Annotated in this window: 18 protein-coding genes; 5 read left to right on the top strand and 13 right to left on the bottom strand. The window is 72.5% G+C overall.

Features of this window, described 5'->3' with window-relative positions; translation table 11 throughout:
• Nucleotides 1–51: 51 nt before the first annotated feature.
• The 3 genes from ACQPZK_RS13390 to ACQPZK_RS13380 form a co-directional block, all read right to left on the bottom strand.
• Nucleotides 52–858 carry a hypothetical protein gene (locus tag ACQPZK_RS13390; protein WP_433538608.1) on the bottom strand — a complete coding sequence of 269 codons (807 nt, stop codon included), beginning with the start codon at nucleotides 856–858 and terminating at the stop codon, nucleotides 52–54.
• Nucleotides 859–1,572: 714 nt separating this feature from the next.
• On the bottom strand, nucleotides 1,573–2,136 hold the full coding sequence (locus ACQPZK_RS13385; RefSeq protein WP_433535445.1) for a hypothetical protein: 564 nt from the start codon (nucleotides 2,134–2,136) through the stop codon (nucleotides 1,573–1,575).
• A gap of 926 nt (nucleotides 2,137–3,062) precedes the next feature.
• Nucleotides 3,063–3,374, bottom strand: coding sequence for a MazG-like family protein (locus ACQPZK_RS13380; protein ID WP_433538607.1), 312 nt, complete (start codon nucleotides 3,372–3,374; stop codon nucleotides 3,063–3,065).
• Nucleotides 3,375–3,570: 196 nt separating this feature from the next.
• On the opposite strand from ACQPZK_RS13380, the gene ACQPZK_RS13375 reads away from it, so the two are divergent.
• Nucleotides 3,571–4,947: an alpha/beta hydrolase family protein gene (locus ACQPZK_RS13375; RefSeq protein ID WP_433538606.1), complete on the top strand. Its 1,377-nt coding sequence runs from the start codon at nucleotides 3,571–3,573 to the stop codon at nucleotides 4,945–4,947.
• Between the two features lie 57 nt (nucleotides 4,948–5,004).
• On the opposite strand, the gene ACQPZK_RS13370 is transcribed toward ACQPZK_RS13375, so the two are convergent.
• The 3 genes from ACQPZK_RS13370 to ACQPZK_RS13360 all read right to left on the bottom strand — a co-directional run bounded on the left by ACQPZK_RS13370 (nucleotide 5,005) and on the right by ACQPZK_RS13360 (nucleotide 6,504).
• Nucleotides 5,005–5,718: a hypothetical protein gene (locus tag ACQPZK_RS13370; protein WP_433538605.1), complete on the bottom strand. Its 714-nt coding sequence runs from the start codon at nucleotides 5,716–5,718 to the stop codon at nucleotides 5,005–5,007.
• Nucleotides 5,719–5,950: 232 nt separating this feature from the next.
• Nucleotides 5,951–6,076, bottom strand: a complete 126-nt coding sequence (locus ACQPZK_RS13365) for a hypothetical protein (RefSeq protein WP_433538604.1) — start codon at nucleotides 6,074–6,076, stop codon at nucleotides 5,951–5,953.
• Nucleotides 6,073–6,504: a VOC family protein gene (locus ACQPZK_RS13360; RefSeq protein WP_433538603.1), complete on the bottom strand. Its 432-nt coding sequence runs from the start codon at nucleotides 6,502–6,504 to the stop codon at nucleotides 6,073–6,075. The genes ACQPZK_RS13365 and ACQPZK_RS13360 overlap by 4 nt, the downstream gene beginning before the upstream one ends.
• A gap of 105 nt (nucleotides 6,505–6,609) precedes the next feature.
• Here ACQPZK_RS13360 and tsaA point away from each other — a divergent pair, with 105 nt between their 5' ends.
• On the top strand, nucleotides 6,610–7,023 hold the full coding sequence (tsaA, locus tag ACQPZK_RS13355) for a tRNA (N6-threonylcarbamoyladenosine(37)-N6)-methyltransferase TrmO (protein WP_433538602.1): 414 nt from the start codon (nucleotides 6,610–6,612) through the stop codon (nucleotides 7,021–7,023).
• A 22-nt stretch (nucleotides 7,024–7,045) separates the two neighbouring features.
• Here tsaA and ACQPZK_RS13350 read toward each other — a convergent pair whose 3' ends face one another.
• Together ACQPZK_RS13350 and ACQPZK_RS13345 are read right to left on the bottom strand one after the other, a co-directional pair.
• Complete coding sequence (locus tag ACQPZK_RS13350; RefSeq protein WP_433538601.1) at nucleotides 7,046–7,675, bottom strand: MBL fold metallo-hydrolase; 630 nt, start codon at nucleotides 7,673–7,675, stop codon at nucleotides 7,046–7,048.
• A complete protein-coding gene (locus tag ACQPZK_RS13345) occupies nucleotides 7,675–8,760 on the bottom strand; it encodes an S-(hydroxymethyl)mycothiol dehydrogenase (RefSeq protein WP_433538600.1) in 1,086 nt (361 codons plus the stop codon). The genes ACQPZK_RS13350 and ACQPZK_RS13345 overlap by 1 nt, the downstream gene beginning before the upstream one ends.
• Before the next feature lie 182 nt (nucleotides 8,761–8,942).
• On the opposite strand from ACQPZK_RS13345, the gene ACQPZK_RS13340 reads away from it, so the two are divergent.
• From ACQPZK_RS13340 to ACQPZK_RS13330, 3 genes are all read left to right on the top strand, one after another.
• Complete coding sequence (locus ACQPZK_RS13340) at nucleotides 8,943–9,365, top strand: hypothetical protein (RefSeq protein ID WP_433538599.1); 423 nt, start codon at nucleotides 8,943–8,945, stop codon at nucleotides 9,363–9,365.
• 70 nt (nucleotides 9,366–9,435) lie between these two features.
• Nucleotides 9,436–10,599 carry a low temperature requirement protein A gene (locus ACQPZK_RS13335; protein WP_433538598.1) on the top strand — a complete coding sequence of 388 codons (1,164 nt, stop codon included), beginning with the start codon at nucleotides 9,436–9,438 and terminating at the stop codon, nucleotides 10,597–10,599.
• 75 nt (nucleotides 10,600–10,674) lie between these two features.
• Nucleotides 10,675–12,144, top strand: a complete 1,470-nt coding sequence (locus tag ACQPZK_RS13330) for a cryptochrome/photolyase family protein (protein ID WP_433538597.1) — start codon at nucleotides 10,675–10,677, stop codon at nucleotides 12,142–12,144.
• On the opposite strand, the gene ACQPZK_RS13325 is transcribed toward ACQPZK_RS13330, so the two are convergent.
• Genes ACQPZK_RS13325 through ACQPZK_RS13305 form a run of 5 tightly spaced genes read right to left on the bottom strand, consistent with a single transcriptional unit; the run spans nucleotide 12,145 to nucleotide 16,031 of the window.
• Nucleotides 12,145–13,017 carry an SDR family NAD(P)-dependent oxidoreductase gene (locus ACQPZK_RS13325; protein WP_433538596.1) on the bottom strand — a complete coding sequence of 291 codons (873 nt, stop codon included), beginning with the start codon at nucleotides 13,015–13,017 and terminating at the stop codon, nucleotides 12,145–12,147.
• Complete coding sequence (locus tag ACQPZK_RS13320) at nucleotides 13,004–14,494, bottom strand: flavin-containing monooxygenase (protein WP_433538595.1); 1,491 nt, start codon at nucleotides 14,492–14,494, stop codon at nucleotides 13,004–13,006. Before ACQPZK_RS13320 ends, ACQPZK_RS13325 begins: the two co-directional genes overlap by 14 nt.
• Before the next feature lie 58 nt (nucleotides 14,495–14,552).
• Entirely contained in the window at nucleotides 14,553–15,080 is a 528-nt protein-coding gene (locus ACQPZK_RS13315; RefSeq protein ID WP_433538594.1) for a PH domain-containing protein, read from the bottom strand.
• 10 nt (nucleotides 15,081–15,090) lie between these two features.
• Entirely contained in the window at nucleotides 15,091–15,552 is a 462-nt protein-coding gene (locus ACQPZK_RS13310; RefSeq protein ID WP_433538593.1) for a hypothetical protein, read from the bottom strand.
• Nucleotides 15,552–16,031, bottom strand: coding sequence for a hypothetical protein (locus ACQPZK_RS13305; protein WP_433538592.1), 480 nt, complete (start codon nucleotides 16,029–16,031; stop codon nucleotides 15,552–15,554). Before ACQPZK_RS13305 ends, ACQPZK_RS13310 begins: the two co-directional genes overlap by 1 nt.
• Nucleotides 16,032–16,071: the final 40 nt, after the last annotated feature.

The following is a 16,071-nucleotide window of genomic DNA, read 5'->3' as shown; positions in this document are numbered from 1 at the left end:
TCGCGCTTTGATCTACCCGGCGTCACCCCGGCCACCGACGCCCGCCTGCCGTCACCGGGCCTCGGTCACCGTCACCGCGTTGACGCCCGCGACCAGGTCCAGGAAGACCCGGTTCGGCGAACGGTCCCATCCCGGCGTACTCAGCAGATCTCCGGCGGCGACTCCGTTCCACCGCTCGTCGCGGACCACCACCGAGCCGGCACCGGCGCCCGCCCGCACCCGTACCGGCGGCGCGCCCGGCACCCGGACGGACAGCCGGTTGGCCCCGCCGGTCAACCGCACCGTCAACGCGCCGCGGTCCACCGGCGGCAGGATGAGATCGGTGCGAGCGGAGCCACCGACAAGGTCCACCCCGAGAAGACGCGCCCGTGTCAGATCCAGCGCCTGGTCGCTCACCCCGCCCTCCAGGCGCAGCCGCCAGGCGACCCGCTCGCTGAGCAACACCCGTACGGCCCGTCCCTCGGACGCGCCGGCGGCCACCACGCCGAGCCGGACGGTGTCACCGTCGAGCACCGGCCGCGCGGCCACACCCGTGCCGGACGGACTGCTGATGCGGTACAGGTCGTCGCCCAGGTCCGTCACCCGCAGCTCGAACGACGTCATTCCGTCGGCGAGCACGAACGTCGCCTCCCGCCGGCCCGCCAATGGCGCGGTCAACGTCTGGTCGGAGGCCGCCGCCGCGTCCCGCCTCGCGTCGTGTCGACCGGTGTCGCTGTAGGTCTGACCGAGGCGGTCGGGGTCACTCACGATCACCGCGACCGCCATGGCGCCGAGCACCAGCACGACGGCGGCGGCGGTCAGCAGCAGGCGGGCACCGACCGACCAGCGTCCCGAAGCGACCTCCGTTTCCGGCGACACCGGCTCCGCGTCCTGCCCTGCTCGCTGCTCAACGTCCCGGCTCGGTGGTGAGCCTGCGTCGTGCGCTGGTCGGCGCTCCCCGTCCTGCGGTGGTCGCGGCTCCGGGTGGTGCGACGGTCGCGGCTCCGAAGCCGGCACTGGACGAGGCTCTACGGCCTGCGCTTGGCGCGGCTCCACGGCCTGCGCCGGTCGCCGCCCTGCGGCCTGCGCTTGGCGCGCCTCCACGGCCTGCGCTGGTCGCTGCCCTGCGGCCTGCGCTTGGCGCGGCTCCACGGTCTGCGGTGGGCGCGACACCGTCTCGGGCGGCGGCTTCGCCGTGCCGGCCGCCCGGTCCTGGCTGCCCGGCTCGGACTCCGATTGGCTCGTCGCCGGGTCGTCGGCCGGCAGGTGCGCCGCAGCCGTCCGAGCCGCCGCCGTCGTGTGCGCGGATCGCCGACCTGCTCGGCGTGCCGCCTGATGCTCGCTGTGATGCTCGCCTTGACGCTCGTTGCCGTCACCCACCACGGCCATACCCTGTCCCTCCGCCGGTCCCCGCCGGAGGGTACGGACGCGACCGCCAATCGGATCACTGCCCGCCGACAACACCGCTGCGCTACGTTGCCCCGTTCAGATCTTGGACAGTTACCGTCAGGTCGGGACGGTAACTGTCCAAGATCTGGAGGTACGGCGATGGCCGGCGCCCGTTGTCGGGTGCCGGCCATCGGCTTTGAGCTCTTAGCTGTTCCAGTGGTGGGCGACGAGGTCGGTGGCCTGCTGCTCCCACTGGGCGTAGGCGTCGGGGTAGGCGGAGACCTGCACGGTCTGCGCGGCGTCGGTCAGGGGCATGTCCTGCCAGCCGTCGACCTGACGCAGGCCCTTGAGGAACGCGGTGGTGGAGTACTCGGGGTTGGTGATCTGCTCGGGGGTGCCCCAGCCGCTGGTCGGGCGCTGCTGGAACAGGCCGAGGGAGTCGTGGTCGTTGGCGTCGCCGAGGTGACCCAGGTTTTCCAGCTTCGACTCCTGCAGGCTGGTGGCGATGGAGATGACCGCGGCGCGCTCGGGCAGGCCGGCCTTCTTCGTGGCCGCGATGATGGCCTTGACGTTGGCGGTCTGCTCGTCGTTCAGGGTGATGTGCGACTGGTCGCCCTGCGGCTTCGGCGCCGCGGCCTGCACCGCCACGGCGGCGGGCTTGGCGTCCACGGCCGGGTTGGCGTGGGCGGCGATCGGGCCGGCGAAGACGCCGCCGGCGAACGCGAGACCAGCAACGGACAGCATGCTCTTACGGAAGATCGTGTTCATGAGGGGTTGCTCCTTCGGGGGTAGGAAACACCCACCGCGTCACCATTCGGGGGATCGGTGATGCGGGGGTGTGCGCACCTCGTCCGGCGCGTGCAAAGTCTGGGGGGCGGCGGCCTGCGAGCCGGGGGCTCGGGCGCCGCGGACCGGGTACAACGACCCGGGGGCCGGGGCCATTCCCGCAGGCGGGAGGCCCGCGGCGGTCATTCGAGGCCGTCACGACGACCCGGCCTGCCCAGTCATTCTCCGCCCGGTCTGACGCGGGCGGGCGGCTGAGCCGTGGTCCTGCGATCGTCAGGGTGTAACGACCCCCGGCCCGCCACGATTCCGGCCCAGGGGTGCAGCCGGTCACCACACCGGCCCCAGAACCGGACATACGGCCCAGCCAGGCCGATCAGACCGGGTGATCGACTCCGGATCGCCGAACTCGGGGTATCCGAGGCCGGTCGATGCCCCCATATCGGCGACCTCGAGTCGATCACAACACCGCCAGCAGCACCGGCGGATCGGAAATCTGACGCTTCCGGGTCAGGCCGGGACATAAACGCCCGGGCCGGGTCGCGACTCTTGCCCCGAAGCGGGCGATCGGACGGGTGATCGACTCCAGGTCGCCGAACTTGGGGCATCCGAGGCCGGTCTATGCCCCCACATCGGCGACTTCGAGTCGGATCACGACACCACCGACACCACCGGCAGCACCGGCAGCACCGGCAGCACCGGCAGCACCGGCAGAGCGCCAGGCTCACGCCCACGCCTGCAGGCCAGGCCGGACATAACGCGCCGCCGACTCGCGACCCCCACCCCGGGGGGTCGGCCGGTCCGGGTGATCGACTCCAGATCGCCGAACCTGGGGCATCCCGGACCGGTCGACACCCTCACATCGGCGACCTCGTGTCGATCACGACGCCGGGCGCAGCGCGGCGGCGGTCTCACGCCTCCAGGCGGGACCGGACCTTGTGCGCACACGACTCCAGAACGGTCTGGGCGTCCAGTCCCAGGCTCTCGATCGCCACGAGCGCGGTGAACACCACGTCGGCCAACTCGGCCGCCACGTCCTCGCGCGTGTGGGTGACACCCTTGCGCGGATTCTGCCCGAGCAGACCGATCCAGGCGGCGGACGCCTCGCCCGCCTCCTCGGTCAGCTTGAGGATGCGGCAGGTCAGTTCGGTCTCTCCGGCGCCGTTCGCGGTGTCCAGCCAGCTCCGCGCAGCCTGGGCCGCCGCCCAGATCGAATCGTCCACGACGACAGTCAACCGCATCGGACCGGACCAACCGACGACCGGCACCCGCGTCGAGCACCAGCGTGAGCTGACCGGTCGGTCAGCGTAGCCATTGACTCCGGTCGACGGCGGTCCTAGGTTCAGGGCGCTACCGGCCGGTAGGCAACCGTCCCGCCTGGTCGCCCCGCGGGCGACATCCGTCCGATGGGGAGCGTCGATGCTGTCCGTACCCGTTCGTACCCTGCGCCGCCTGGTCGCCGCCACCGCGACACTGACCCTGGCCGTCGGACTGATCGGCCCCGCACCCGCCGCCGCAACGGCGGCGTCCGACCGCGACCCCGCGGGCAGCCAGCCGCTGCCCGGCTACACCTTCCAGAACCCGCCGCTCACGCCGCTGACCGTGGCGGGTAGACCGACGACCGTACGTCAGGGCGCGTACCGGCACGCCGCGTACATCATCGAGGTTCCCGCCCGGTGGAACGGCGACCTGGTGCTGTGGGCGCACGGCTACCGGGGTCAGGGCACGGTGCTCTCGCCGGAGCCGCCGGCCTTCGAGCTGCGGCAACGGATGCTGTCCCAGGGGTACGCGTGGGCGTCGTCGTCGTACGACCGCAACGGCTTCGACATCCGTTCGGGAGTGCTGGGCACGAAGGATCTCGCGGACCACTTCGCCCGGACAGTGCGCCGGCCGCACCGCACGTATCTCGCCGGGGTGTCGATGGGCGGGTACGTCATCGGCCGCTCGTTGGAGCAGTATCCCGGCTACTACGACGGCGCCCTACCCATGTGCGGTGTGCTCGGCGACCAGACGCTGCTCGACTTCTACCTGGACTACAACCTGGTCGCGCAGGCGCTCGCCGGAGTGCCGGCCTATCCCACGCCGGCCGACTACCTGAGCAACGCGGTGCCGCGCATCCAGGGGGCACTGGGGCTGGCGGGGCTCACGCCGACCGGCCCGGACACGACGAACGAGCGGGGCAAGCAGTTGCGGGCCGTGACGGTGAACCGTTCGGGCGGCCCGCGTCCCGGGGCGGAGGCGGCGTTCGCGGTGTGGAAGGACTTCCTCTTCTCGATCATGGTGACCGACGGAGGCGACTCCCCCGCCCAGCGGCCCGGACAGCTCGCCACGAACCTGCTCACCCGCTACCGCCCGAACAGTCCGGTCGACCTGAACTCGACCGTGCGGCGGGTCGCGCCGGAGAACATCCGGCAACGGCTCCTGCCGACGCTGACGGAGGTGCCGCGCATCGCCGGCCGTCCCAGTGCGCCGGTGGTCAGCCTGCACGACCTCGGTGACCTGTTCGTACCGTTCAGCATGGAGCAGGCGTACGCCACCGACGTGGCACGGCACGGTCGCAGCCGGCTGGTGGTGCAGCGGGCCATCCGGGCCGCGCAGCACTGCGAGTTCAGCCCGGCCGAGGCCGGCGCCGCCTGGGACGACCTGACGTCCTGGGTACGCACCGGCAAGCGCCCGGCCGGCGACACCGTGACCGATCCGGCGGTGGTGGCCCGGCCCGACTACGGATGCCGGTTCAGTGACCGGGAGGCGTACGCCGCCGGGGTCGGCACCCGCCGCCTCTACGCCCCCTGCTGACGGGACGACACCGGCCGGCCCCCGTGACGGGAGCCGGCCGGTGTGTTCAGTGCGCGGTCACCAGAGCTGCTGGACGATGTCCGCCGCCTGCTCCTCCCACTGCGCGTACGCGTAGGGGAACGCGGAGACCTGGACGGTCTGCGCGGCGGTGGTCAGCGGCAGGTCCTGCCAGCCGCCGACGTTCCTGAGCGCGTCGAAGAACGCCGTGGCGGCGTACTCCGGGTCGGTGATCTGCTCGGGCGAACCCCAACCGGACGACGGACGCTGCTGGAACAGGCCCTGCGAGTCGTGGTCGTTGTACGCGCCGAGGTGGCCGAGGTTGTAGAGCTTCGACTCCTGCAACGAGGTGGCGACACCGATCACGGCGCCACGGTCGCCGACGCCGGTCTTCTTGGCCGCTTCGACGATCGAGCGGGCGTTGTCGAGCTGCGCCTTGTCGAGCGGGATGCGCGACTGCGCGCCCTCGATGCCGTGCGGGATCAGCTCGTCGCGGCTCGGCTTGCCGGCCGGCGGCTTGCCGGTGGCGGAGCCGGTGGTCAGCCCGGATTCGACGGGCTGCTCCTGGTGCGCAGCGCCGGTGGCGGCCTTGCCGGTGGCGAGGTCGATGGCGGCGACGGCGCCCTGGTGCGGCCCGGAGGTGACCGGGGCGGCGGTCGCGGTCGGCGCGAGCGCCAGACCGCCGAGGGCGGCCACACCCACCACGCTGAGCGCGGTCTTGCGGTACGAGTCCTTGGCGATGGCGGGGAGCCATCGAGTGAAGTCGGGCTTCACGATGGTTCCTTTCGATCGTGCGGAGCGCTCCGGGGTGAACGCTCCTCGGGAGTGACCGCGGAAAAGGGGTTTGGGCTCCGGCGGTACGGGGGACACAACCGGGTTGACGAGTCGGTCATTCCGGATATGCCGGAGTCACTTCGAGCTGGGGTCCCGGTCACTGCCGGGAATTCGGACGGCCCACGCGCCCTCGGCGATGCCTGGGCGGAACCGGACGATCGGCGCAGACGGGTCAGCCCGGATGGGCCGCGCCGAACCGGACGAGCACCGCCGACGATCGCACGTGCGCGAGGGCGGCCACCTGTGCCGGCGTACGGGACCCGGCGCGCAGCCCACCGCGCTCGGACGTCGCCGTCACGGCGTGTCCGGCTTCGTCTCCAGCTCCTCGAAGACGGTGATGTGCAGGTCGGCAGGGGCGTCGAGGCGCGCGTTGAGGGACTGCCACGGCGTCAGCGTCGGCGGCGCGACCTCGCTCGCACCGGCGGCGACCAGCCGGGCCGTGGTCGCGACGGCGTCGTCCACCTCGAAGGCCACCCGGATGCGCGGAGCGACCTGACGGCCCACCTCGACCTCGTCGATCAGGCGCTTCTGCGCCGGGTTGGCGATCTCGAGGGTGGCCCGGCCGGCGTCCAGGATCACCACCCGCGCGTCGCCGTCGCTGGTGAAGTCGCCCTCCACCGGCAGGCCGAGGGCGTCCCGGAAGAACGCCACGGCGGCCTCGTGGTCGGTCGCCTCCACGACGAGGCGTAGCTGACGGACGACGGGTACGGGGTGCTCGGCGGCCATGCGCCGGATCGTAACGCCCGCCGAGGCATGTCGGCGGCCTCGATCGGACCGGGGCGTCGACCCACGCCCTAGTCTGACGCTGGCACTGTCCCGAAAGGAGCGAGCATGGTCGACGCGTACCTGCTGCGTCCGGTCGGCCGGGTCGCCTCGCCGCTGACCGACGCGACGACCGCGCCACGACAGGGCGACGAGGGTTCGCCACCGGCCTGGCTGGTGTTCGAGCCGCACGTCGAGCCGGCCCTGCGCGACCTGGACGTCGGCGCGGAGCTGCTGGTGCTGACCTGGTTGGATCGGGCCCGGCGCGACGTGCTGGCGGTGCATCCGCGCGGTGACGACACCCGCCCGCTGACGGGGGTGTTCAGCACCCGCTCCCCGCACCGGCCCAACCCGATCGGGCTGCACCGGGTACGGGTGCTGGCGGTGGACGGGCTGCGCGTCGAGGTCGCCGACCTGGAAGCCCTCGACGGCACCCCCGTGCTGGACGTGAAGCCGGTGCTGGGCGCGGCCGACGAACGCTGACGCGTCCGCCGGCACGCGCGGGTCAGTGCCCCCGGGCCAGCCACTCCGGCAGGTGTGGCGCTTCCGCGCCGATGGTGGTGTCGTCGCCGTGGCCGGTGTGTACGACCGTGTCCGGTGGCAGGGTCAACAGTCGGGTACGGATCGACTCGACGATGGTGTCGAAGTCGCTGTACGACCGCCCGGTCGCGCCCGGCCCGCCCTGGAACAATGTGTCGCCGGTGAACACCGCGCCCAGGTCCGGGGCGTGGAAGCTGCACGCGCCGGGACTGTGGCCCGGGGTGTGCAGCACCCACAGGGCGGTGCCGGCCACCTCGACGCTCTGCCCGTCGCGCAGTTCACCGTGCGGCGGCAGGTGGGGGTGGACCAGGTCCCAGAGCACCCGGTCGTCGGCGTGCAGCAGGATCGGCGCGCCGGTGGCCTCGGCCAGTTCGGGCGCCACCCGCACGTGGTCGTCGTGGGCGTGGGTGGCGAGGATGGCCCGTACCCGGCGACCGTTCACCAGCGCGAGGATCGCGGCCACGTCGTGCGGCGCATCGAGGATGACGCACTCGTCGTCGTCGCCGATCACCCACACGTTGTTGTCCACCTCGAACGTCTGCCCGTCGAGCGAGAACGTGCCGGCGGTGACCGCGTGATCGACCCGTAGGGTCATCAGAACACCACCACCGAACGCAGCACGTCGCCGTGGTGCATCCGCTCGAACGCGCTCTCGACCTCATCGAGGGCGATCTCCTCGGTGACGAAGGCGTCCAGGTCGAGACGGCCCTGCCGGTACAGCTCGGTGAGCATCGGGAAGTCCCGGCTGGGCAGGCAGTCGCCGTACCAGCTGGACTTGAGCGCGCCGCCGCGCCCGAAGACGTCCAGCAGGGGCAGCTCGATCTGCATCTGCGGGGTCGGTACGCCGACCAGCACGACGGTGCCGGCCAGGTCCCGGGCGTAGAAGGCCTGCTTCCAGGTCTCCGGTCGCCCCACCGCGTCGATGACCACGTCGGCGCCGAAACCGCCGGTGGCGGCGCGGATCGCCTCGACCGGGTCGGTGTCGGAGGCGTTCACGGTGTGCGTCGCGCCGAACTTCCTCGCCCAGTCCAGCTTGCGGCTGTCGGTGTCCACGGCCACGATCGTCGTGGCGCCGGCGAGGGCCGCGCCGGCGACCGCCGCGTCCCCGACGCCACCGCAGCCGATCACCGCGACCGAGTCGCCGCGGGTCACATTGCCGGTGTTCATGGCAGCGCCGAGGCCGGCCATCACACCGCAGCCGAGCAGGCCCACCGCGGCCGGCCGCGCCGCCGGGTCCACCTTCGTGCACTGCCCGGCGTGCACCAGCGTCTTCTCGGCGAACGCGCCGATGCCCAGCGCCGGGGTGAGTTCCGTGCCGTCGGTGAGGGTCATCCGCTGGGTGGCGTTGTGGGTGTTGAAGCAGTACCAGGGCCGGCCGCGACGGCAGGCCCGGCAGTCGCCGCAGACGGCCCGCCAGTTGAGCACCACGAAGTCGCCCGGGGCCACGTCGGTGACGCCCTCCCCCACCTGCTCGACGATCCCGGCCGCCTCGTGGCCGAGCAGGAACGGGTAGTCGTCGTTGATGCCGCCCTCGCGGTAGTGCAGATCGGTGTGGCAGACGCCGCAGGACTGCACCCGGACGATCGCCTCACCGGGACCGGGGTCGGGCACCACGATGGTGGTGACCTCGACCGGTGCGCCCTTGCTGCGGGAGATGACTCCCCGGACTTCCTGGCTCACTGCGCCTCCTGGTGGTGGTCGGTGGCGGGACCCGGGGCCGGGCGGTGGAACGGGCTCGGCGGTGGGCCCCGGGCGAACCTACCGCGATCACCACGGCCGGCCCAGTCGGCCGGGAGGCGGGTTATCGCGGGTCACGCGGGGTACGCGGGCCACGATTCGGACCACGGCCACCGGGAGTGATCATGAAACTCGCGCACCTGCCGCTGCGGGCCAGCATCGGCGCGTACTTCCTCGACTCGGGCCTCGGCAAGCGCAACCTGGAGGGCGAGGCCGCCCAGGCCATGCACGGGATGGCGGTGGCGGCGCTGCCGCAGCTCGGTCAACTGGACCCGCCGCGGTTCGCCAAGCTGCTGTCGTACTCGGAGATCGCCCTGGGGGCGGCGCTGCTCGCGCCGTTCGTGCCGACGCCCCTGGTGGGGCTCGGTCTGACCGCCTTCGGCGCGGGTCTCGTGCAGCTCTACCTCAAGACGCCGGGGATGCGCCGACCCGGCGGCATCCGACCGACCCAGCAGGGCGCCGGGCTGGCCAAGGACGTCTGGCTGGTCGGCGCCGGGCTGACGCTGGTGCTGGAGGGGCTGACCCACGGTCGCCGACGGCACGGCTGACCTGGCCGAACCACGCCGCCGGCACCCGTTATCGTGTGCCCGACCCCGACGGTCGGCCTGAGGAGCTGCGGTGACCAACAGTCGTTCGGTGCGGCCGTTCTACCGGCCCATGCGGCCCCGTCGCCGAGACGAGCCACACCGAGCGGCGACCCCGCTGGAACTCTTCTTCGACCTGTGTTTCGTGGTGGCCGTGGCGCAGGCGGCGTCCGCCCTGCACCACGACGTCGCCGAGGGGCACCTCGACCACGCGCTGCGCAGCTACCTGATGGTGTTCTTCGCGATCTGGTGGTCGTGGATGAACTTCACCTGGTTCGCCTCGGCGTACGACACCGACGACGACGTCTACCGGATCACCACGCTGGTGCAGATCACCGGGGCGTTGATCCTGGCGGCCGGGGTGCCGCGCGCGTTCGCCGAGGGCGACTTCACCGTCATCACCTACGGGTACGTGGTCATGCGGCTGGCCGCCGTCGTCCAGTGGAGCCGAGCCGCCGCCGGTGATCCGGCGCACCGCGCCGCCGCCCGCCGCTACGCGATCGGCGTGACGATCGTGCAGCTCGGCTGGCTGCTGCGGCTCGTGCTGCCGGACGGCTGGGGCATCGCGACGTTCGTGCTGCTGGCGCTCGCCGACCTGCTGGTGCCGGCGGTGGCCGAGCGGCCGGGCATGACCCCGTGGCATCCGGGGCACATCGGCGAGCGGTACGGGCTGTTCACGCTGATCGTGCTCGGCGAGGCGGTGCTGGCGATCTCCCTGGCCATCCAGACCGGGCTGGACGCGGGCGACCACGGTCTCTGGGCGCTCGCGGCGGCCGGCGCAGTCATCGTGTACGCGCTCTGGTGGCTCTACTTCGACCGCCCGGTCGAGGCGCCGGACCGACTGCCGTACTCCCTGGTCTGGGGCTACGGCCACTACCTCATCTTCGGGGCGATCGCCGCGGTCGGGGCCGGCCTGCCCGTGGTGGTGGACCACGAGCGGCACCTCGCGCACGTGTCCGGTACGACCGCCGCGTACGCGGTGGCCGTACCGTTGGCCGTCTTCCTGCTGACCGTCTGGGTGCTGCACGTCCGTCGCCAACAGCACGGCGCGGTGGTGGTCGCCTATCCGGTCGTCGCCGGGGTGGCGCTGCTCGTGCCGCTCGGACCGGCCCCGGTGCCGGTGCTCGCGCTGTTGCTGGTCGCCCTCGTGGCCCTGACGGTGGTGCTGCGAAAGAGTGACGCCGGGGCGACTGCCTGACATCGATCCGGATCAGACATCGATCATCCGGCCTGCCGGCGCGCGGGACGGCCCGAAAATGGGCAGAATTGCGGGATGCTACGCCGCCGATGGTTGCTGGCCGACCAACTCGGGCCACATTTCCTCGACGACCCCGATCAACCGGTCCTCCTGGTGGAGATCCGGGAGCTGTTTCGCCGCCGTCCGATGCACCGGCAGAAGGCGCACCTGATCCTCTCCGCCCTGCGCCACCGCGCCGCCGAGCTGGGCGACCGGGTGCTGCTGCTGCGCACCGACACGTTCCGCGAGGCCCTGGCGCAGGTCGCCGAGCCCGTGGAGGTGTGCCATCCGCACTCCCGGGCCGCGCTGGAGTTCGCCCGCTCGGTGCCCGGCCTGACCGTGCTGCCGCCGCGCGGCTTCATCACCAGCCAGTCCGACTTCGCGGCCTGGGCGGACCGCTCCCGGCGCGGCCCGCTGCGGATGGCCGACCACTACCGGCAGGCCCGTCGCCGGCACGAAGTGCTGACCGGGCCGGCCCGGCTCCCCGCCACCGCCCCGACGCCGCGCCGCCCGCGCAGCGAGGCCCCCGCCGTGCCCGCCACCCCGCCGCCACCACCACCCATCGTCGAGGACGACATCGACGCGCAGGTCCGCCGCGACCTCGACGCGTGGGCGGCCGACGGGGTCCGGTTCGTCGGTCGGGACGGCCCTCGGCGGTACCCGGCCACGCACGACGAGGCGCAGGCCCGACTGGCGCACTTCCTCGCGTACCGGCTGCCGGGCTTCGGCCGCTACGCCGACGTGATGAGCGCCGACGACCCGCTGTTCGCGCACTCGACGCTCTCCTCGTCGTTCAACCTGGGGCTGCTGCACCCCGAGCCGGCCGTACGCGCCGCCGAGCAGGCGTGGCGGTCCGGTGCCGCTCCCCGTACGGCGGTGGAGCCGTTCATCCGCGGGCTGCTCGGCTGGCGGGAGTTCCTCTGGCAGTTGTACTGGTACCACGAGCCGCGCTTCCGGGGCGCGGACTGGCTGGCCGCGACCGAGCCGATGCCGCAGTGGTTCGCCGACCTGGACGCCGACGCGGTGGAGGCGCGCTGTCTGGCCGACGTGCTCGCCGCCGTCCGGGACCGGGCCTGGACGCACCACAGCCCCCGGCTGCTGGTGCTCGGCAACTACGCGTTGCAGCGCGGCTGGCGGCCCGCCGAGGTGGCGGACTGGTTCCAGCGCTGCTTCGTCGACGGCACCGACTGGGTGATGAACGCGACCGTGATCGGCATGAGCCAGTACGCCGACCTGGCCAGGGTGGACACTCGCCCGTACGCGGTGGACGGCACCGACATCGACGAGATCAGCGACTACTGCGCCGGCTGCCGGTACGCGCCGGAGCGGGCGCTCGGCGAGCTGGCCTGCCCGTACACCGGGGGTTTCGAGAGCTTCCTGCACCGCAACCGGCAGCGGCTGGTGGCCGACCCGCGACTCGCCGCCGAGCTGGCCCGCCGCGACGAGCCGGAGCACCGGGACGCGGTGCTGGCCCAGGAGGAGAAGCGCGGCGGCAGCCCGCCCTGATCAGGTGGGGTCGACGACCGGCGGCGGGGCCGGCGCGGGCCGGGTCACGCCCCGGTTCAGACCGACCACCAGCACCCGGTGGTACGACGCCGGCAGGATCCGGGCCAGCAGGTCGGGCACCTTCGCCGACCAGCCGATGAGCACCCGGCCCCGACGCCGCTCGACACCCCGCAGGATCACCTCGGCGGCCCGCTCCGGCGCGATCGTGAGCAGCTTCTCGAACTGCGCCCGACCGGCGGCGTACTCCTCGGTCGACACGCCGCTGCCGACGCGGGCGTTCTCGGTGATCCGGGTCCGGATCCCGCCCGGGTGCACCGACGTCACCCCGATGCCGTCGTCGACCAGCTCGTGCCGCAGCGCCTCGGTGAGGCCCCGGACGGCGAACTTGCTCGCCGCGTACGCGGCCTGCCCGGCCGGCGCGATCAGACCGAACAGGCTGGAGATGTTGACCAGGTGCGCGCCCGACTCGGCCTTGAGCGCGGGCAGCAGCGCGTGCGTCAACTGCGCCACCGCCCGGAAGTTGATCTCCATGACCCAGCTGAACTCGTCGAACGTGACCTGGTCGAACCGGCCGCCGAGGCCGACGCCGGCGTTGTTCACCAGCAGCCGTACGCGCGGATGACGCTGGCCGATCTCCGCCGCGACCCGGGCGGTGGCCGCCACGTCGGCCAGGTCCACCCGGTACGTGTGCACCCGCCGGTCGGGGTGGGCGACGCCGATGGCGGCCACCACGGCGTCCAACCGCTCGGCGTCGCGGTCCAGGAGCACCAGGTCGGCCCTGCGATCGGCCAGGCCGTGCGCCAGCGCCGCCCCGATGCCGCTGGCCGCGCCGGTCACCACGGCCGTCGCGCCGGCGAACTCAAACCTCCGCACGATCGGTGCTCCTCTCCTGGCGGGCCCGGCGGGAGAACCGGACACCCTCGTCGGCGAGCCGGCCGTGCCGCATCAGCAGCACGTCGCGGACGTAGTTCTGGTGCAGCCGCCACGGGGTCCGCGCGCCCTGGCGCGGCAACGCGTCGACGCCCCGCCGCACGTACGAGGAGCGCAGGTCGATCAGCGGCACCCGCTCCCCGCCGGGGGGCGGCAGCGGCGTGACGACGTGCTGGCCGGTGCGGTCCAGGTGGCGCAGCAGCCGGCAGACGTAGCCGGCGACCAGGTCGGCCTTGAGAGTCCACGACGCGTTGGTGTAACCGATGGTCAGCGCGAAGTTCGGCACGCCCGAGAGCATCATGCCCTTGTAGGCGACGGTGTCGGGCAGGTCGACGTCGACCCCGTCGACGCGCAGCGTCAGGCCACCGAGGGCGAGCAGGTTGAGCCCGGTCGCGGTCACCACGATGTCGGCGGGCACCTCGTCGCCGGAGGCCAACCGGATGCCGTCGGCCGTGAACGTGTCGATGGTGTCGGTCACCACCGACGCCCGACCCTGCGACACGGCGGTGAAGAGGTCGCCGTCGGGCACCACGCACAGCCGCTGGTCCCACGGGTCGTAGCGGGGCGAGAAGTGCCGGTCGACGTCGTACCCGACCGGCAGCAGACGCGTCGCGGCCCGGCGCAGCAGCCGTTTCACCAGCCCCGGCGCACGCCGGCTGAGCTGGAACGTGGCCGTGGACAGCACGACGTTCTTCCACCGCACCACCGGATACGCGACGCCCGCGGGCACCCGACGCCGCAGGGCGTCGGCCAGCCGGTCGCGTGCGGCCAGGGCGATGACGTACGTCGGTGAGCGTTGCAGCATCGTCACGTGGGCGGCCCGGCGCGCCAGGGCCGGCACCAGCGTCACGGCGGTCGCCCCGCTGCCGATCACCACCACCCGTTTGCCGGCGTGGTCGAGGTCGTCCGGCCAGTGCTGCGGGTGCACCAACCGCCCGGCGTACCCGTCGACGCCCGGCAGGGCGGGCGTGTAGCCCTCGTCGTACCGGTAGTAGCCGGTGCAGGCGAACAGGAACGAACAGGTCAGCACCACCGTCTCGGCGGTGTCGGTGCGCTCGGCGTGCACCGTCCAGCGGGCGGCGTCGCTGTCCCACTCGGCGCGCGTCACCCGGTGCGAGAAGCGGATGTGCCGCTGCACGTCGTACTCCCGGGCCGTCTCGCGCACGTACGCCAGGATGCTCGCGCCGTCGGCGATGGACCGCGCGTCGGTCCACGGCCGGAACGAGTAACCGAGGGTGAACATGTCCGAGTCGGACCGGACGCCCGGGTAGCGGAACAGGTCCCAGGTGCCGCCGACGGCGTCGCGCGCCTCCAGCACCGCGTACGTCTTGTCGGGGCAGTCGCGGCGCAGGTGACAGGCCGCGCCGACGCCGGACAGGCCGGCGCCGATGATGAGCACGTCGACGTGGTCGGAGGGCATCGCTTCCTCCATCCGGGGCGGTGTTCGGACCCTAACACCGCGACCGAACGGCCGTTAACTAGCGCCGGACCACCTGCGGGCCGGAGCGGCGGGAAGCCCGCTCGGCGTCGAGCCGAGCGAGCATCCCTTCGAAGTCGTCCCGGGAGAGGACCGGGCCGTTGTTCTTGCGCCAGCCCACCTCCCGGGAACGCCGCTGCACCGCCGACTCGAACGCCCCGCCGGTCGTGCGCACCCAGCAGGCGTCGCGCGCGGTGGGCTCGCCGAACAACAGCGCGGGACGCGCCTCGAATCCGGTCACCTCCGACCACCGCAGCGTCCGAGTGCCGAACACGTGCCGCAGCCGCACGCCCTCGTCGTTGACGTAGATACCGGCCAGGTACATCCGCAGGACGAAGGTCAGGCACAACCCGAGGAACGGCAGCGCGACGGCCAGACCGAGGGCGGCCGGCGCGACCATGCGGCCCTGCGCCAGCCCGCGTCCGGCACTGATCACCACGGCGACAACCATCGCCGACATGGCCAGCGCCATGAATCCGGCGAACGCCTGCGTCGCACCCCAGGGGTCCATTCGCCGCCATCTGCGCATGGCCCGCAGACTAGTCGGTGGACGCTCGTGTCGATTCCATGATCCAGTTCGTCTCCCAGGTGCGTTCGCCGTCGACCGAGAACGCCTGCTCCCAGCGGGCCGTCGTCGCGGTGATCCCGGACCAGATGAACCGGCAGCGGACCGGACGCCCCTCGTGCTGATCGTCAGCGTAGAAGCGGCCCACCCCGTCGACGAAGCGACCGACCACCGGCGGCTGCTCCAGCTGACCGAGACCGCTGTTCATCCAGTAGATCGACCACTGCTCGCTAGCCGGGTCGAAGATCCTGATCGTGGCACCGGAGAAACCCCTCGTGGGAAAGGTGATCTCGTCGAAGTTGCCGCCACCGCCGAAGAAGCTGCGCGCGACCGAGACACCGGGGAACTCGTCCCACTCGTCGCAGCCGGTCAGCCGTTCGCGGAGCCGCCGGTTGACCACGTTCCAGGTGCCCACGTAGAAGTCGAAGTCGCCCATCAGCGGCCCACCGGCCCTTCCGCTCGCAAGTCGCGCAGATAACCGGCCAGATCGGGGCTCTCCGGCGTCAGCAGGTGGCGGACCCAGGCAGCCCGCTCGTGCTCCAGCACCGCCAACTCCCAGACGCAGCCGACCTCGCGCCGCCCCAGCTCGACGAAGTGGGTCGGGTCGTCGTCCGGGCAGTCCAGCACCGGCTGACCGGCCGCCGCGACGTGCACCTGCACCGCGTTGTCCCACACCCAGGTGTACGCCAGCAGGTAGGCGCCGGTGTCCGCGCCCCGATGCAGCACCACCCACCCGGCGGCCGGCGTGTCGTCGCGCACTGCGCGGGCCAGCAGCGCCGGCAGTACGTCGTAAGCGGCCTTCTCCACCGCCGGTTCGAGCGGCTGCCCCGGCTGGTCGATGTGGTAACGCTTGAGTTGCCAACCGTCCACCGTGACCGGTCCCGGCGTTCGTAGGTCCTTGTCGTGAAATGCCATGCCGGGACGGTAGGGCCACTTCACTGACAGCTAGTGTCAG

Source organism: Micromonospora sp. CA-249363, from assembly GCF_050950185.1.
Classification (GTDB): domain Bacteria; phylum Actinomycetota; class Actinomycetes; order Mycobacteriales; family Micromonosporaceae; genus Micromonospora.
Note: the sequence above shows the minus strand (reverse complement) of the source record. Positions and strands in the feature narration are given on the sequence as shown.